This window comes from Acinetobacter sp. CY73, assembly GCF_059515865.1.
Genome location: NZ_JCAKMZ010000002.1, coordinates 207048 through 223052, shown reverse-complemented (window position 1 = coordinate 223052; position 16005 = coordinate 207048). Strand labels below are relative to the sequence as shown.

At 38.5% G+C, this 16005-nt stretch carries 12 protein-coding genes and 4 tRNA genes; 6 read left to right on the top strand and 10 right to left on the bottom strand.

Going from position 1 to position 16005, the window contains the following annotated elements:
• Window positions 1-99 precede the first annotated feature (99 nt).
• Together AC5YD2_RS02465 and AC5YD2_RS02460 are read right to left on the bottom strand one after the other, a co-directional pair.
• A complete protein-coding gene (locus tag AC5YD2_RS02465) occupies window positions 100-738 on the bottom strand; it encodes a fumarylacetoacetate hydrolase family protein (RefSeq protein ID WP_496124781.1) in 639 nt (212 codons plus the stop codon).
• Between the two features lie 211 nt (window positions 739-949).
• Window positions 950-1450, bottom strand: a complete 501-nt coding sequence (locus tag AC5YD2_RS02460; RefSeq protein ID WP_496124780.1) for a YcxB family protein — start codon at window positions 1448-1450, stop codon at window positions 950-952.
• Between the two features lie 188 nt (window positions 1451-1638).
• Between AC5YD2_RS02460 and AC5YD2_RS02455 the strand changes: the two genes are divergently transcribed.
• The gene (locus tag AC5YD2_RS02455) at window positions 1639-2934 is read left to right on the top strand and encodes an SRPBCC family protein (RefSeq protein WP_496124779.1); all 1296 of its coding nucleotides are present in this window, start codon (window positions 1639-1641) and stop codon (window positions 2932-2934) included.
• A gap of 93 nt (window positions 2935-3027) precedes the next feature.
• On the opposite strand, the gene AC5YD2_RS02450 is transcribed toward AC5YD2_RS02455, so the two are convergent.
• A tRNA-Arg gene (locus AC5YD2_RS02450) sits at window positions 3028-3104 on the bottom strand.
• 157 nt (window positions 3105-3261) lie between these two features.
• On the opposite strand from AC5YD2_RS02450, the gene AC5YD2_RS02445 reads away from it, so the two are divergent.
• Window positions 3262-3915, top strand: coding sequence for a hypothetical protein (locus tag AC5YD2_RS02445; RefSeq protein ID WP_496124778.1), 654 nt, complete (start codon window positions 3262-3264; stop codon window positions 3913-3915).
• A gap of 67 nt (window positions 3916-3982) precedes the next feature.
• On the opposite strand, the gene AC5YD2_RS02440 is transcribed toward AC5YD2_RS02445, so the two are convergent.
• The 3 genes from AC5YD2_RS02440 to AC5YD2_RS02430 all read right to left on the bottom strand — a co-directional run bounded on the left by AC5YD2_RS02440 (window position 3983) and on the right by AC5YD2_RS02430 (window position 4289).
• A tRNA-Arg gene (locus AC5YD2_RS02440) sits at window positions 3983-4059 on the bottom strand.
• A 45-nt stretch (window positions 4060-4104) separates the two neighbouring features.
• A tRNA-Arg gene (locus tag AC5YD2_RS02435) sits at window positions 4105-4181 on the bottom strand.
• Window positions 4182-4197: 16 nt separating this feature from the next.
• A tRNA-Ser gene (locus AC5YD2_RS02430) sits at window positions 4198-4289 on the bottom strand.
• A gap of 269 nt (window positions 4290-4558) precedes the next feature.
• Here AC5YD2_RS02430 and rnr point away from each other — a divergent pair.
• The 4 genes from rnr (at window position 4559) to AC5YD2_RS02410 (ending at window position 9938) form a co-directional block, all read left to right on the top strand.
• A complete protein-coding gene (gene rnr / locus AC5YD2_RS02425; RefSeq protein ID WP_496124777.1) occupies window positions 4559-7006 on the top strand; it encodes a ribonuclease R in 2448 nt (815 codons plus the stop codon).
• A 195-nt stretch (window positions 7007-7201) separates the two neighbouring features.
• Window positions 7202-9241, top strand: coding sequence for a M3 family metallopeptidase (locus AC5YD2_RS02420; RefSeq protein ID WP_496124776.1), 2040 nt, complete (start codon window positions 7202-7204; stop codon window positions 9239-9241).
• A gap of 38 nt (window positions 9242-9279) precedes the next feature.
• Window positions 9280-9489: a YheV family putative zinc ribbon protein gene (locus tag AC5YD2_RS02415; RefSeq protein ID WP_496124812.1), complete on the top strand. Its 210-nt coding sequence runs from the start codon at window positions 9280-9282 to the stop codon at window positions 9487-9489.
• A 14-nt stretch (window positions 9490-9503) separates the two neighbouring features.
• Window positions 9504-9938: a hypothetical protein gene (locus AC5YD2_RS02410; protein ID WP_496124775.1), complete on the top strand. Its 435-nt coding sequence runs from the start codon at window positions 9504-9506 to the stop codon at window positions 9936-9938.
• Window positions 9939-10215: 277 nt separating this feature from the next.
• Here the strand turns inward: AC5YD2_RS02410 and AC5YD2_RS02405 are convergent, their stop codons facing one another.
• The 4 genes from AC5YD2_RS02405 to AC5YD2_RS02390 all read right to left on the bottom strand — a co-directional run bounded on the left by AC5YD2_RS02405 (window position 10216) and on the right by AC5YD2_RS02390 (window position 15856).
• Window positions 10216-11601, bottom strand: coding sequence for a TRAP transporter large permease subunit (locus AC5YD2_RS02405; protein ID WP_496124811.1), 1386 nt, complete (start codon window positions 11599-11601; stop codon window positions 10216-10218).
• 1161 nt (window positions 11602-12762) lie between these two features.
• Window positions 12763-13353 carry a rhombosortase gene (gene rrtA, locus AC5YD2_RS02400; RefSeq protein WP_496124774.1) on the bottom strand — a complete coding sequence of 197 codons (591 nt, stop codon included), beginning with the start codon at window positions 13351-13353 and terminating at the stop codon, window positions 12763-12765.
• A 179-nt stretch (window positions 13354-13532) separates the two neighbouring features.
• Window positions 13533-14651 carry a hypothetical protein gene (locus AC5YD2_RS02395; RefSeq protein ID WP_496124773.1) on the bottom strand — a complete coding sequence of 373 codons (1119 nt, stop codon included), beginning with the start codon at window positions 14649-14651 and terminating at the stop codon, window positions 13533-13535.
• Between the two features lie 944 nt (window positions 14652-15595).
• Window positions 15596-15856 (bottom strand): FAD assembly factor SdhE, encoded by a 261-nt coding sequence (locus tag AC5YD2_RS02390; protein WP_496124772.1) that lies wholly within the window; start codon window positions 15854-15856, stop codon window positions 15596-15598.
• Between the last annotated feature and the right edge of the window lie 149 nt (window positions 15857-16005).

The window sequence follows — 16005 nt, the reverse complement described above, 5'->3', positions numbered from 1 at the left end:
CAAAAAGACCTCAATTGAGGTCTTTTTGTGCCGTATAGATTTGAAAAACTATTCCTGATTGCTTTCACTCAATCATGAAATTAACATTTTAAGTCTCAATCACTTCACAAAGGTTTTCCATACAAAATCTTGGCGCTGTCCTTTTAAAGTCATTTTTAATTGATCACCTGTATTGAGTGCTGCAACCCCAGCTGGCGTACCTGTCATGATCACATCACCTTCTTCTAATGTAAAAAATTGACTGATATCTACCAACAAACTTGCAATGTCAAAGATCATCAGTGAAGAATCCCCTGACTGTCGAAGCTGATCATTGACTTCTAAAGTGTATTGAACTGATGACCAATCCTGAATTTCTGATACATCCACCCAATCTCCCAACACACATGAGCCATCAAAGGCTTTCGAGCGCTCCCAAGGTTGACCCTTCTTTTTCAAATCATCTTGCAGTTCACGTAGCGTTAAGTCTAAGCCTAAAGTCACTGCACCAATGGCCTGTAAAGCTTTTTGTGGATCATGTTCAGCTTTAAGCTGACGATCTATACGCAGGCTGAGTTCACACTCATAATGGCAATTCCCCCAATCAGCATTCCATGCAATTCCTTCGTTCAAAGCAATCAAACTACTCGGTGGTTTGATAAATAAAACAGCACGATCAGGGATGGCATTACCTAATTCTTTGGCATGATCGACATAATTGCGACCGACACAGATAATTTTTGATGGTTTTGAATGCATGGGATTCCCTTTTTATTCAATGAATATTCTCGTTTATAGCTTATGCTTTTTTTAGGTTTTTGTAAGTACCCTGTTCCAAGTAAAACATTCAGACGAATTGAATACGAAAGAAGAATTTAACGGCTAAAGACCAAGTGAAAAACCAATAAAAAAGCCATCAGACTGATTATCCAATGGCTTTTTTTGAAACTAAGACTTTTTTATAAAGCTTTTATTTTTTAAAAGTATTTTCAAACAAAGTACGATCTGTTTCATTTTCAAAAGCACGTTTTGGAATAATCACCACCGTACTATTTTTCAACTCAATCATATACGTCAATTTACCTGTAGCGAACTTGTTTACATCCGTATAACTGAATGCCTGTTTAGGACGACCGCTTGAAAATAATTCAGCAGAGTTTTGAAAGAGATCAATGCCTTGCTCATGTTTGCCAAATTGATATTTTTCAAACTGACGTTTAAACATCATCGGTAAAAACCAATAACGCATCACCACTTGTAAAATAATAAAGAAAGCACCGAGTGCAACATAGTAGCGCCCCACCCCGTCCAATCCCAGGTAGAACCCCCAAATGAGAATCGCCAAACTCACCAATGGCGTCAAAAAACGGGTGAATTGTTTTTTGCCGAAAGTCGCTAAACCAAAACCATCTTGAGATTCATCAATATTCAAAAAATAGCGGACAGATAAAGTAGGCTTGTTGTCAGACATACATGCTTCGTTCGATTGGATACAAGTTACGACGATATTACACCAATTCGACTTATTTTTAGCATCTCACGATGGCATTTCTTCACTGTGCTTATACACGCTTGCTCTTGTATAGCCGAATACAATGTTTAAAATCTAAAAAATATAAAAATACGAAAAAATAGAATGGAAAAAATGATGTATAAAACATGAATAAAGCCGTGATTCATTGTGCTTTGATCATTCTTGGCTTCACTGCGCAAGCGCAAGCCAAAATTATTGCATGGAAAGACAATATTCCAAGTAGCTTACAGCCCTTTCAAAACAATGCTCAACTTTTGGCAGGTTTTGCTCAGGATAAAATAATCATTTACGCACATCCTGCTGTAAAGACTTCTGTACCAACTGCTTCTAAGAATCCCAATCCTTCAGCAACATTTACTTCATCTGCTATTGTACTTCCTATCAGTAGTGCAACCGTTGCCAAAACATTGAGTCAATATGATCAGTATGTTGGACTCTTCCCAACGTTGAAATCTGCAAAACTGGTCGAAAAATCAGGCAATATTAGCCAGATGAAATATAAAGTTTCAATCCCGACACCCATCCCAGTATTGAATTTCAATGAAGATATCATTTTTCAACACCAACTTAGCAATAACAGCTTATCCAGTATCGTGATTGATGCACCCGTACCTTATGGCATTGGGAAATTTGAATGGTTTAGTTTAGGAGACAACAAAACCTTAGTCACATTGACCCAGTGGAGCGATCTTAATCAACCTAGAGGATTTTTATTCAGCCAAATATTGAAAGCTGTGCCTGAAGCAAAACTGGGCATTCCAGGTGGAACCAATGCCTTTATTTTAGAATCATTACGTAAAAAATTTATTCATCTGAAAACAACAACGCTGAACCCTGGTGAATTTCCTCAAACGCAGTTGAGTCCGTCTCAAGTAGATAAGTTGGTACAGGTGAGTCGTCATTCACAGCAACCCGTTAGTTTTATTCATGGCTTGAGTACTGTGCCTTATCAACATGGTCGTGAAAATCTTCGCTTTGTGACCAGCTATCAATATAATCCTTTAAATAGAGAACAATTACAAAAATGGCTGAAACCCAATGCTTATCAAGCCATTTTTCCAAGACAGATTAAAAAAATAAACATTACAGATGAATCTAGTACATCCCAAAATGCAGATATCAAAGTCAGTGTCGGACTAGGTGTGATTACCATTCCATTTGATTTTAAATTGAATTTTAAATACCCAAACTCATCTTCAAATCAATTTCATGCCAATGGCGGTGATTTAAGATATGTGAAGGGTCAAATGGAGTTAAAAAATGTTCCTCAAGGTACATTATTTCGATTAACATCCGCAGTTAAAATTGATGATCAAGCTCCATTTCTCCTGCGTGCCGTTCGTAGCCTTCCCTATCATGATCTACTTCCAACAGTAGGTGCAAATCATGTTTTTTTGCTCAAGGTTAAAAATACTAAGTGATGACTTATAATTAAAATATCTTAAAAATCAGACACAAAAAAAACCGCAACAAGTGCAGTTTATTGTGATTTTTACATCTGTCGATGATCAAGTTGGTGCGCTCAGAGAGATTCGAACTCCCGACCCCTTAGTTCGTAGCCAAGTGCTCTATCCAGCTGAGCTATGAGCGCGACGTCTTGATGGGGCTCATTATATATGAATATGATTTTTTGTTAAGTGCTAATTTTGAAAAAACCAATCAAGCGCCTAGTAATTAATCACTTATAGTTTTAATCTATTAAAAAAAACATCAATTTATATCAATTTAAAAAAAGGTTACTTCATTAAATGCAATATAAAATACATAATGAGCAACGAGAAAGCATATCCGAGCATTTCGGACTTATTATGATGTTTTTGATCATTGGGTTTATTACTTATATTATCTATACACAAGCGTTGACACAGAAATCAGAGACTATTCAACTGATTCAAAATAATAAATGGGACGAATTTTCAGTAACGATTTCAGATGATCTCAGGTATTTAAGTTATTTAGGTAGGCTTGCATATATTATTAAGCTCCCAATTTCACAAGATCAGTATAAATATATCGAATGCAAAACTTCGAAAATCAAACCACTTTGCCAACAATTAAAAGATGAACAAGCACCTTCAATCACCAAAATCCTCTATTACAAAGGATTTTTAAATCACAGTAAGTACCAAATTTATTTAAAAGGCATTTATTACAATTCAAAAGATGGTATTACTCATTATTATGAGCATCGAAATCAACCACCCTATCATCATGTCAATCTCAACCATCAATATGCTCACTTATTGATTTTAATCTTAATTGGACTTTTCATATGCTTTGCCTTTAGTTATTTGATTTCAATATACAAATTATTCCCAAAACATTTTAAAGTTAAATTAATAGTAATTATTTTCGGAATTTGGCTGTTTCATCTAAGTTTTGCCATCATTAGGATTATCTAAATTTCAGCCACAAAAAAACCGCATTTAAGCGGTTTCTTGTCAGATTTACATCCTTCGATGTTCAAGTTGGTGCGCTCAGAGAGATTCGAACTCCCGACCCCTTAGTTCGTAGCCAAGTGCTCTATCCAGCTGAGCTATGAGCGCGTACTTGAGTGTCTTTCGACTTCGTTACAACGATTTAAACTTGATTGGTGCGCTCAGAGAGATTCGAACTCCCGACCCCTTAGTTCGTAGCCAAGTGCTCTATCCAGCTGAGCTATGAGCGCATTTCAAGTTTTTCGTTGGCGGTGAGAGAGGGATTCGAACCCTCGGTGGGAGTTAAAGCCCACGCTCCCTTAGCAGGGGAGTACCTTCAGCCACTCGGCCACCTCACCGTAACGAGTCGCCATAATACAAACTTCGCCCCTACTCTTCAAGTCACAAATCAAAAAAATCTTAGATTTTTGATCAATCATATATTTTTTATACAATTTTCAGCTTTTTTTACGATTTCTTAAACTTTATTGATTCAAAAAAGACCATAAACCCATTAGCATGAACTCACAATGTGCAGAAATACACGTCATTAATGCAATCATTTACGTGCAGTCTGCGTCAGCATGACTTATGCTAAACCTATCTTCTGACATGAAGCCAAAGACATATGAAAAATTGGGTCGATCCTGAAGCTAAAGCGGAAGCTCAACGTTACGACAATCCTATTCCAAGCCGTATCTTAATCTTAGAAACGATTGAAAATAGTCAACATCCCCTTTCACACTCTGAACTTGTGGAACATTTCCAAATTGCCGATCAAAAAAGTATTGATGCTTTGAGTCATCGCTTAAGTGCAATGGTACGCGATGGTCAGCTCATGAAAGATGGATTCAAATTCCAACTCATGACAAATCAACCTGTTTTTGATGCTACGGTCTATATCAATACCAAAGGCTTTGGCTCGGCGAGCCTAGATGGTGGCAAAAAAGAAGAAATGGTGTTGCCAGAGCGCGAACTTCGCCAAGTCTTTCATGGTGATCGTATTAAAGTGCAACAAACCTCAGTTGACCGTAAAGGTAAAGCTTGGGGTTACATTACTGAAGTGACTCAACGTCGTGTTAAACAAATTATTGGTAAATTGGCTGAATTTGAAGGTGAATACTTTATTCAACCTGCAGCCCCGAATGCACATCAACCGATTACTTTAGAAAAAGAACTGGTTGAACATGCCAAAGTAAAAGTCGGTGATTCAGTTCGTGTCGAAATTGATACCTACCCGACACGTGAGGAATTTGCCAATGCGCATATTGTGCAATCTATGGCAGATAAGGCAGATACTGAAATCATTATTCCACAAACGATTTTAGAATTTGGTTTGCCATTTGAGTTTCCAGAAGAAGTCGTTAAAGATGCTGAAAGCTTCAAAGAACCGAATGCTCAAGACATGAAAGGTCGTATTGATCTGCGTGATTTAGCATTGGTCACGATTGACGGCGAAGATGCACGTGACTTTGATGATGCTGTCTATGCAGAAAAGCGTCCAGGTGGTGGTTACCGTGTCGTGGTGGCCATTGCTGATGTCAGTCATTACGTTCGGACCAATAAGCCTTTGGATGAGGAAGCGCAGGAACGTGGTACATCAGTATACTTCCCACATTTCGTTCTTCCAATGCTACCTGAAGCACTTTCAAATGGATTGTGTTCACTCAATCCAAATGTAGATCGTCTATGTATGGTCTGTGATTTGAATTTAAGTCGTGCTGGTAAAGTGACTAAATTTGAATTCTATCCATCTGTAATGCATTCAAAAGCACGTTTAACTTACGATCAAGTGGCGGAATACTTTGATGGTGATAGTAATGCAATCACTGAGAATCGTGATGTGCGTAAATCACTCAATACACTCTTCCAATTGTATCAAGTGCTCAAAGGCTTACGTGCTGAACGCCATGCGATGGAGTTTGAGACTGTTGAAACCTACATGACTTTTGATGAACTCGGAGGAATTAAAGAAATTCTCCCTCGTTCACGTAATGAGGCTCACAAACTCATTGAAGAATGTATGTTATTGGCCAACGTTGCAGCTGCTGAATATGCATTGAAAAATGAAATTCCGATGCTGTACCGTGTGCATGAGCCACCAGAATTCTCACGTATTCAAAAAGTTCGTGACTATGTCAAGTTACTCGGCTTAAGCTTCCCTGTACAACCGACACAGAAAGATTACCAAGCGGTGATCGAAGCAACCAAAGACCGTATTGATGCGCCAAGTATTCATGCCGTGTTGTTACGTTCAATGATGCAAGCCTACTATGGTCCAAATAATGCAGGTCACTTCGGCTTGGCATATGAAGCATATACGCATTTCACTTCACCCATTCGTCGTTATCCTGACCTGCTCCTTCACCGTGCTCTGAAAGCACATCTAACCAACAAACCATCGCCTCTTTCTGGTGGTGCTTTGGAAGAAGCGGGTTCACATTTCTCTGCAACTGAACGTCGTGCCGATGAAGCATCTCGTTCTGTTACGACTTGGTTGAAATGTCATTATATGCAACAGCATATTGGCGAAGAGTTTGTCGGCAATATTAGTGCAACAGCCGAATTTGGTTTATTTGTGACCCTCAAAGACTTATATGTCGATGGTATGGTGCATGTGAGCCAATTGGGCGATGACTTCTTTGTATTTGATCAAGCCAGTCAAAGTCTTATCGGTCAAAATCGTGGTCAAAGCTTTAGCTTAGGCGATGAAGTTCGTATTAAAGTCGCTGGGGTCAACCTCGAAGAACGTAAAATTGACTTTGAATTGGTTCAGCAGTTGAGTCATGCTGGTCGTGCGATTCGCAGTCGTGCGCCCCGCGTGGCTAAACCAACCACCAAAGAAGAAGTATTCGATCGTATGTTTAAAGAACCTGCCGATCTTGCTTTAGTAATTGAGAGTGGTGAAAAACCGGTACGCAAGAAGAAGCCTCGAGTGAAAGCTTCTGAAGATGTGAAAAAACCAGCGAAGAAATCGACACCTAAATCTGCGGAGCAAAAAGCCAAAGATAAAGCCAAGAAAAAAGCAAAGGCAAAAAAGAAAAAAGCCAATGCTAAGGCGAAAATCGAGTCTTAAGTTTCAACAGAAAGAGCGCTACGGCGCTCTTTTTTGATGCTAGAACTAAAAAATCAGACCAAAACTAAAAGCAAAATAGACTTTTGAACTTCTGATATTAAATTTTAAAGTACGTTTTAGTACTAATTTACTTGATTTCCCACTCTAGAAGCCCTACATCTATAAATAACCTACTTAATAATTTGGCATTTATAAATGACATTACAAAAGGCAACTTTGCCTGTTCCCCAATTCGATCAAATCACTTTGGATCAACTCAAAAGCAATATTGAGCAATCAATTGCCAATGGACAAAAATTTATTCAAGAATTACAAACTGCTCCTGACACTATTCAACAACAACTTCAAGTGCTAGAAAAGATCGATACGCTTGAAAATCAAATGAGTGAATCATGGGGCGTGCTGTCACATTTAAATGCCTTGATGAACAATGCTGAAACACGTCAAGTGTATCAATCCTTACTGCCAAGTCTAAGCGAATACTATACGCAACTCGGTCAACACACTGCGCTTTATCAAACGTATCAGCATGTACATGATTCATCGCTATTTGAAAGCTTCCCGCCTGCACAACAGAGTGCGGTCAAACTGGCTTTACGCGACTTTAAACTCTCAGGTGTTGCATTACAGGGTAAAGCTAAAACACGCTATGCCGAAATTTCAGCACGACTGTCTCAATTGTCTTCAGACTTTTCAAATCATGTATTGGATGCAACGCAAGCTTACTTTAAACCGCTTAGCGAAGAACAATTAAAAGGTCTACCTGAATCTAGCATCGAATTGCTTAAGCAATATGGACAACAGCGTGAACTTGACCAAGCCGTTGCGACATTGGATATACCTTCTTACCTTGCTATCATGACCTATGCAGATGATCGTGAATTACGTGAGGAGCTTTATAAAGCTTACACTACACGTGCTTCGGACCAATCTAGCCAAACAGAGTTTGACAATACGCCTGTGATGGAAGAAATTCTGAGTCTTCGTCAAGAAATGTCGAAACTGCTTGGCTTTGAAAACTATGCTGAATACTCTCTAGCCAGCAAAATGGCACCAAGTGTAGATGGAGTTGATCAGTTTCTAGTAGAGTTAGCAGAACATGCACGTCAACCCGCACTACAAGAAATCGAAGAACTAAAAAAGATTGCATCTGAAAATGGTGTTACTGAGATTCAACCTTGGGACTCTACTTATTATTCTGAAAAATTAAAAGTACAGCAATTCAACTTATCTCAAGAAGCTTTAAAACCCTACTTCCCAACACCGAAGGTCATTCAAGGCTTATTTAGCATTGTCAATCGTCTTTACGGTATTCAAGTGGTTGAGCGCGAAGCCCCACTTTGGCATAAAGATGCGCATTATTATGAGCTTGAAGATCAAGGCAACGTCATTGGCGGTTTCTACTTCGACCTCTATGCACGAAGTGGTAAGCGCGGTGGCGCGTGGATGAGTGGTTTCCGCTCACGTATGCAAACAGATGAGGGTTTGCAAAAACCAATTTGCTATATGGTTGGGAACTTCACTCCACCTGTTGGTGATCAACCTGCGCTACTCACACATGATGAAGTCGTGACTTTGTTCCATGAGTTTGGACATGGCTTACATCATATGCTGACTGAAGTAGATAATATTTCAGTGGCTGGTACACACGGCGTTGCTTGGGATGCGGTTGAATTACCAAGCCAATTTATGGAATTCTGGACATGGGATAATGAAAGTCTTGCTCTCATCAGTGAACATATCGAAACCAAGGAATCATTGCCACAAGACCTATTGCAATCCTTAATCAATGCTCGATTCTTCCAATCCGGTATGCAAACTTTACGTCAGATTGAATTTGCACTTTTCGATTTGAGCATTCATAAAGCATCCCCTGCCCTCAATGCAGAACAAGTTCAATCCACTTTAAACGACATTCGCCAAAAGTTCTCGGTATTACCGACTGTGCCTTATAACCGCTTCCAAAATAGCTTTAGCCATATTTTTGCTGGCGGGTATGCAGCTGGATATTATTCATACAAATGGGCTGAAGTTTTAGCCAGTGATGCATTCGATCGCTTCGAAAAAGAAGGGATTTTTAATACCGAAACAGGAAAAGAATTTCGTCAGGCTATCCTAGCAGTTGGCGGAAAAGATACAGCACTTGACGCATTTCTCAAATTCCGTGGACGTGAACCAAAAATTGATGCTTTGTTACGTCATCAAGGTTGGACGAACACAACTAAAAGCGCTTAAACTATTGGCTTAGTTAATCAAAGGTGAGTTTCATGGCTATCAAACGTCGTTTCATTGCAGGTGCAAAATGTCCTAAATGTGAAGCAATGGATCGTATCGTGATGCTCACCTCTGATGATGCAGAGTGGATTGAATGTGTAGAATGCACTTATTCCGAAAACCGTCCGACACACGTAGAAGAACCTTTAGAACCAGAAGTCGCGGATGAAATCGGGGTCATTCAATTTAAGCCACGTCAGACAAAATAGATTGGGGAATCTGAATGTCTAAAGATCAAGCGAATCAATCCAATTTAATTTGGAAAATATCAGGTGCCTTGTCAGCAATGATCATTGTTTCAGCGGCTTTTATGTATTTAGAGAGCAGAAACAAGTCTGTTGCAGTTCAACACGCACCACAAGTTATGCAAAAAACACCTGATGAGCAAGCAATGGCGCCTGTACAAGTCAAACCATCAGCTTCCCAACCTATCGTTGAAGATACCAAAGCCTTAGTCAACGAATCTATTTTAAAAAATGAAGTGCCTACTAATCCTTCTTTAGCAAAAGAAGAAATTTCAAAGCTTGAAGATATTCAAGATCAGCTTTTAACTCAGCAAACGATATTAGCAGAACAAGAAAAAAATGCTGAAGAACTGATTAAACTCAAAGAAGAGCAAATTCAAATTCTTGAACAACAGCTCATTGCAAGCAACTAAAACCTATTGTTATTCAATTCACTGTAAGTAGTATGGGTTCTGATTGAGAACCCATAAAGACTCAATTCACATCGGTATCGAGAAACGTTCATTCTTTAGTCTGGATAATTTAATTTGAGATCACACTTAAAATGCATCTGCATTATTTGCATTCTCTTGAATCCTTCTAAAACCAAGAGCTAAAATTCAATGAAGCTCTGGTCTGTGATCTAGAATAATCACATCAGAAAAAAGCACCCGAAGGTGCTTTTTAGTTATATGTTCATTTCAATCAATTTTAGTGATACCAACCAAATAATTTAAATACATAAGGAAAGTAGGCAATGATCAGCATCGCTGGTGCCATAACAATCAGCGGTAAAATCCAACGTTCATATCTATAGTAAAACGACTTATGACGTACCTCAGCATCTGCAGCTGCAACCTCTTCATCACCGATTGACTGCCTCGCAAGGAGATGATTCAGGGCTACAGGTGGTGAAACATAACCAAGCTCAAAGCCAATCAATGCAATCATCCAGAAGTGAACCGGATCAATACCGTATTTATAGGCGACAGGCGCTACTGTGGCTGAAATTAAAATTACAGCACCAAACGGATCCATGATCATACCCACAAAGATCATCACCAATACAATTAACGTGATTACGATGTAAATATTCTCAATATTGGTGGGGAACATTTCCATGATCTCAATACGCTCAAGGTATCCACCTACACTCACAGACAATGCCATCAGGATCACTAACGCTCCAATATGCCCGACAGTTTCACTTGAAGAGATATGGATCGACTTCCAGAACCCCACTTTACGCTGTGGGTTTTTAGGGCTGTCTTGCTCCGCAATGGTTGAAGGTGAAACATGCGCTTTGGATGCTTCCTGCTCAACTGAATTATGGCTAAGATGGGTATCCCAATGCCCTACAGCAGCCAATGGGGCTGGTTCATGACGTAGTTTTTCGTATAGCACCATAATCAATAGAATGATTGGCATCATGACAGGTGCAGTAAATTCATTTAAGTTTGTATTCAGCGCGTATTTGTAGAACAACCAAACAATCAAGAATACGATCACATAAGGAACAACTGCGAGCAATCCCTTCGCAGAACGAGGCAATGCCTCACTTGGCGATGCGATACGGAATTTCTGCTCAGCAAAGAATAACGAAACTACGAGGAACAATGTAGACGTGAGTAAGAAAACATACATCCCATATTGATAAAGTAAATCTGTTGTGACTTCTTTATTTAAAGAGGCAACCACAACAATCAACAAACAAGGACGTAATACCACACCCAAGGAACCCGACATCGCAGCTGTTGCTAATGCAAACTGACGGCGTCCACCTGCATTCCAAACTTCTTTATAAATAATCGCACCTGCAGCAATAACGAAGATACCCGAAGCACCTGTATACGCTGTTGGAAGTGCTGCCGCCAATAGAATCAGCCATGTTAAGGTTTCTGGTGCCAAATTCCATGGACGCAGAATATTCAGGAATTTATCGACAATCAGGGTCTGCTTCAACAACATCCCTGCCCAAATGAATAAGGCAAGATTCAAGAAGATTGATGAGAACTCAACCAATTGACCTAAATAGATCCCTTGCCCCATTGGATAATCCATAAGGAAGGTAAAGTTAATTCCCGTAATAATTGCCATATAAGCATATAAAGGCACAGCCAAAAATGCCAAACCAATCGAACCGCCAGACTTGGCTGTGTCAGGAATACGGAACAGCTGATAAAGACTAATTAAGGTCAGAATGCTAAAGAGAATCATCCACAACCAGTAAATGATAAACATCTCTGTAGTGGGCGGCACACCTGAATTCATAACCGATAAATACTGACTGATCGAAGAACTGGTTAAAAAACCATTCCCTAGAACCATTGCAATCGCATAGATACGATAATCAATCCGGGTACTTGGACCACGCAGACCAATGTGATGAATTTTTAAAGTCGCAGTGATTGCGGCTAAAACCACCATGATAATCAGCAACAATGCTTTATTGTCTGTACCAAACTGGAAAATACCAAAGAAAGTGGTTTCCATCGTTCGATAAGGACGAATAGATGGATGCTGTTCTAAATGCTTTATCGACTTGTCATAAAACGTATATTTTTCTTCACACAGTTGTTGACCTGCCAATACCGATGCACGCACATCTGCTTCAGATGTTGTACCAAAAATATCGGCAAATTCATCATTGGCATTACTCTGCATTTGCGTTTGCACGAGTTGATCAATATTCGGATTACGATCACAAGTCGGCTTTTCAGGCTCAGCACGTAAGAAAGAATATTGCATCCCTGTTTTAGGGTCACCATAAAGATTCTCACCCAAGCGCAACATTTGCCCGTGGATCATCTCACCTGTCCCAATAATGAGTGTGAGCAGTAATAGAAGTAAAATTGTGAATGCTGAAATCCACTCAGTCCATATATAACTAAGCAGACCTAGACCTGATCTCTTATTTGTAGGCTGTTGCATTGTTCTTCCATTTTTATTGTCTGCCATACATCACCTGTACAGCTCATCTTTTATAATTTGGGTCAGGTAAAATCCATTACCTAATCGCCACGCTTTATTCCTATTTTAGAATTTGAACTAATTTGAATATTTAATAAATGACTGGATTTCACAATTTTCAAGAATTAATGTCAATTTAAGCACTTAAATATCTTTAAGTATTATTTGTTTAAAGTGTTTTCATTATGACTGAGAGGCATTGAATTTATCAAATGAATACAATTGATCTAAAATCATAAAACTCGTTTTGTAATAACAATAAAACTCAATCAATACAAACTCCTTAGCTTAATGATTAGCCTGATTCTTATGTATAACCAGCTTTTCATACAACATATAGCACAACGCTAAAATGATGCCCCAAACCAATCCAATCCAATGTGCTTCAATCAGTACGGGACTTCCTATTAACTGACTGGTTTGTAGGGAACCCATAAAATTTTCCCAAAGTATTTTTGCTAGGGCTAAAGAGATCACCAATAAAGCAAATTTACGTTCTGAATTAAACTGTAAAAAATAAATGGCAGCAGCCCCATACAATCCATGAAGAACGCCAGACAATCCTGCATAAGCCTCAACTTGAGGAATAGAAAAGTAAAAACTTAGACTGATCAGTGGAGGCAATAAAATTAAAAGCGAGATTGCATATCGATTTTTAAAATGTGGAAATATAAAAGGCAAGCAGGCGAAAGCCAACATATTTAAGGCATAGTGAATCCACCCTACATGTACCCAATGTGCTGTCCACCAACGCCAAATATCTTCAAAAAAAATAGGACGCCAATAAATAAAATACGTTTGAAACACTTGTAGACATGCAGAAAAACTCATACAAATCGCAATGAAGAGAATCTTTTTGACCAGTGCTTGGTCTTTCATATCATGCTACTCCATAAAGAAAAAAGAGCATATATTGCTCTTCTATCTTTCTATTGCAGTATAAAAATTGTCAACAATACTTTTACTATTGAAATGTTTTTACCTAAACTCAATGAACTGAAAAGCTCACTAAATCTTTATTGTGAAGGCTAAACTTATCTAAATCTTCATCTTAAACATTACTCTTTCGCAGGAACCTGCTCCTGAGTAGCATCCTCTATAGGTGCTTCTGAATTACCTGAATCTTCCACGGGTACTTCCAAACCTGTACCATCAAATAGATCATCATTTGAAGATGACCCTTGATCATCCCAAAAATGAGTCATCCCATCATCTGCCGCACGTACACCCGTATTTTCAGTCCAGTAACGATCTGCAATCCCTTGAATCATTTGACCTGCCATACTATCAATCAGTCTAAATTCAGGATTTACAGGTTTATCTTCCGCACGTGAAGCAGCATAAGAACGGAATGCATCACGAATTTTTGCATCATCACCGCTGGCTTGTGCAGCAACAGCATAGAGAGCATGTGCTAAACGAACCCCTTTTTGCTCGCCGATTTGCATCGATTGTTTCAAAGTGACATAAGGATCAGGTTTACCTTCATCAGCTCCTGGTAATAAAGTCCAAATAACAGCCCGAGTCGCATTCGGTGCGCCCCAAAATTTAGTGTTATCTAAGCAAGTCATACCTCGTTCAACAATGGCTGCGATATCTTTAGGTACATTGACCTGACCACCCGAGTTAATGTCATTGGTCATGGCCTGTAAACCACTTAGCATTCCCAATAAGTAAACCGTTTGATCTAAATCTTTTTTCATCGTCGGGCATGAATCACCTAACGTGTATTTATACTTTGCTTGCCAGCGCTCTGCAAAAAGCTGATAACCTGCATATTGTCTTTCTGATGCAATCGCAGCCCAACGCTTTTGTTCAACACGCGCATCTTGTGCTTCAGAGACTTGTCCCGCTTTTGAAGCACGTAAGTAGCGTAATTCAGCTTTGAGAGCATTATTTTCAGCACACATGCCAGATGCGGTATAAAGCAAAACTGCCATCCGTGTTGGATCTGCCCCCATATCTTTTGTTGCCATGATTGCAGGTGTCAAAGCTGTGCCCTGATTACATGCCATATCGGCATCACTCATGGCAAGAATTGGAGGAACAATATGTTTTTCACTAAAGCCAATGGCAACATTAGCACCTGATTTAACAACGTATGAGCAACCTGAAAGTACTGAAGCAGCTAAAGCAGTTGTAAGTATTATTTTGTTGAATTTATCGACTTTAGACATTTACCTGTCCTCTAATAATAATTTTATGTCATCCTTGGTCATTAAAATATCAGATGCAAATTCTGAATTAAAGAGACACTACTCTAATCTTAATATTTAGAGTTTGTCATTGATCGGCTTTAAAAAAATTGACCCGATTCTCATTTTATTTGGCTTTATGGCAAAATTAAGGGAAAAATAAGACAAAAAAAAGTAGCATAGCGACGGTTCGGCACTTGCTACTTATTAAACGGTAAACTCAACTGAGTTTATTTGTGTGATGACGACGCTTTTGCGTTTGATGAATCCGATCCTTCAGCACAGTTCCTAGTCTTCCAATTATAATTGCCATAACAGCAGCAACCACTAGAAACAACCACATTTGAATTTCGTACATTTGAAATTCCTTACTTAGCTGTTGGTGTATTTAATGTACAAGACTATTTAACTTTCAGGCTAAATATTGTCTAACAATTAAATTTTATTGATATTTGGTCAAACAAGAGAATTAAGATTAAATATTAAATATGCTAAAAAATTGAATCTTAAGGTTATTGAGTATTTCTAAATAATCTAAATTGTTAGACAATTAATTCAAATTTGCTCGAGTTTTTAATTTTTTCCAATCTATTAAATTTAACTGATCGCGCCAAATCACACTATTTTTTATTTTTTGATTTGAAAAATACACCACGATATAGAAATGATGGTCGATACAATGGCTAAGATTAACCTGAGTAATATTACTTTGGCCTTCAAATTTTAATGACCATTCTGCCCGATCAAGTTGCTCTAATCTGACGAGTTTTGGCTTTTGATTAAACCCAAGAAGAACAACCAACATTACAGCAATACTGATTAACCAAATACCGAGGTTGATCACAAAATAAAGTATTACGCTGATAGTCATCAAAAAAATAAGTTTAAACACAATCGATAAACGACTGTGTTTCAATTCATAGTGTTCATTCACCATGCACATATTTTTTTAATTTATGAATAAATTCTAATAGCTCAGGACGTGGTGGAGCTGACACTTCCATAAACCAGTCTAATAAATCTGGATCTTCTTGTTCGACTAACTCTGCAAACATGGCTTTCTCATTGGCATCTGCTTGTAGATAGTGTTGTTTGACATAGGGATCAAAATAAACATCAATTTCCTTTAAACCACGACGTGCACGATAAATGACTTTACGTTCTTCGAGTGTCATTTCATCTGACATTTTATTCCCCTAGTTGATAATTGATTCTACTGGATAGATTAACATTTTAACGGATTCAACATACATTTGTTTATGATTCAGCTGAATTGACCAAACACATCATCGATAACCATGAATTGAGCATTCAACTCATTGATCGAATTTAGCCC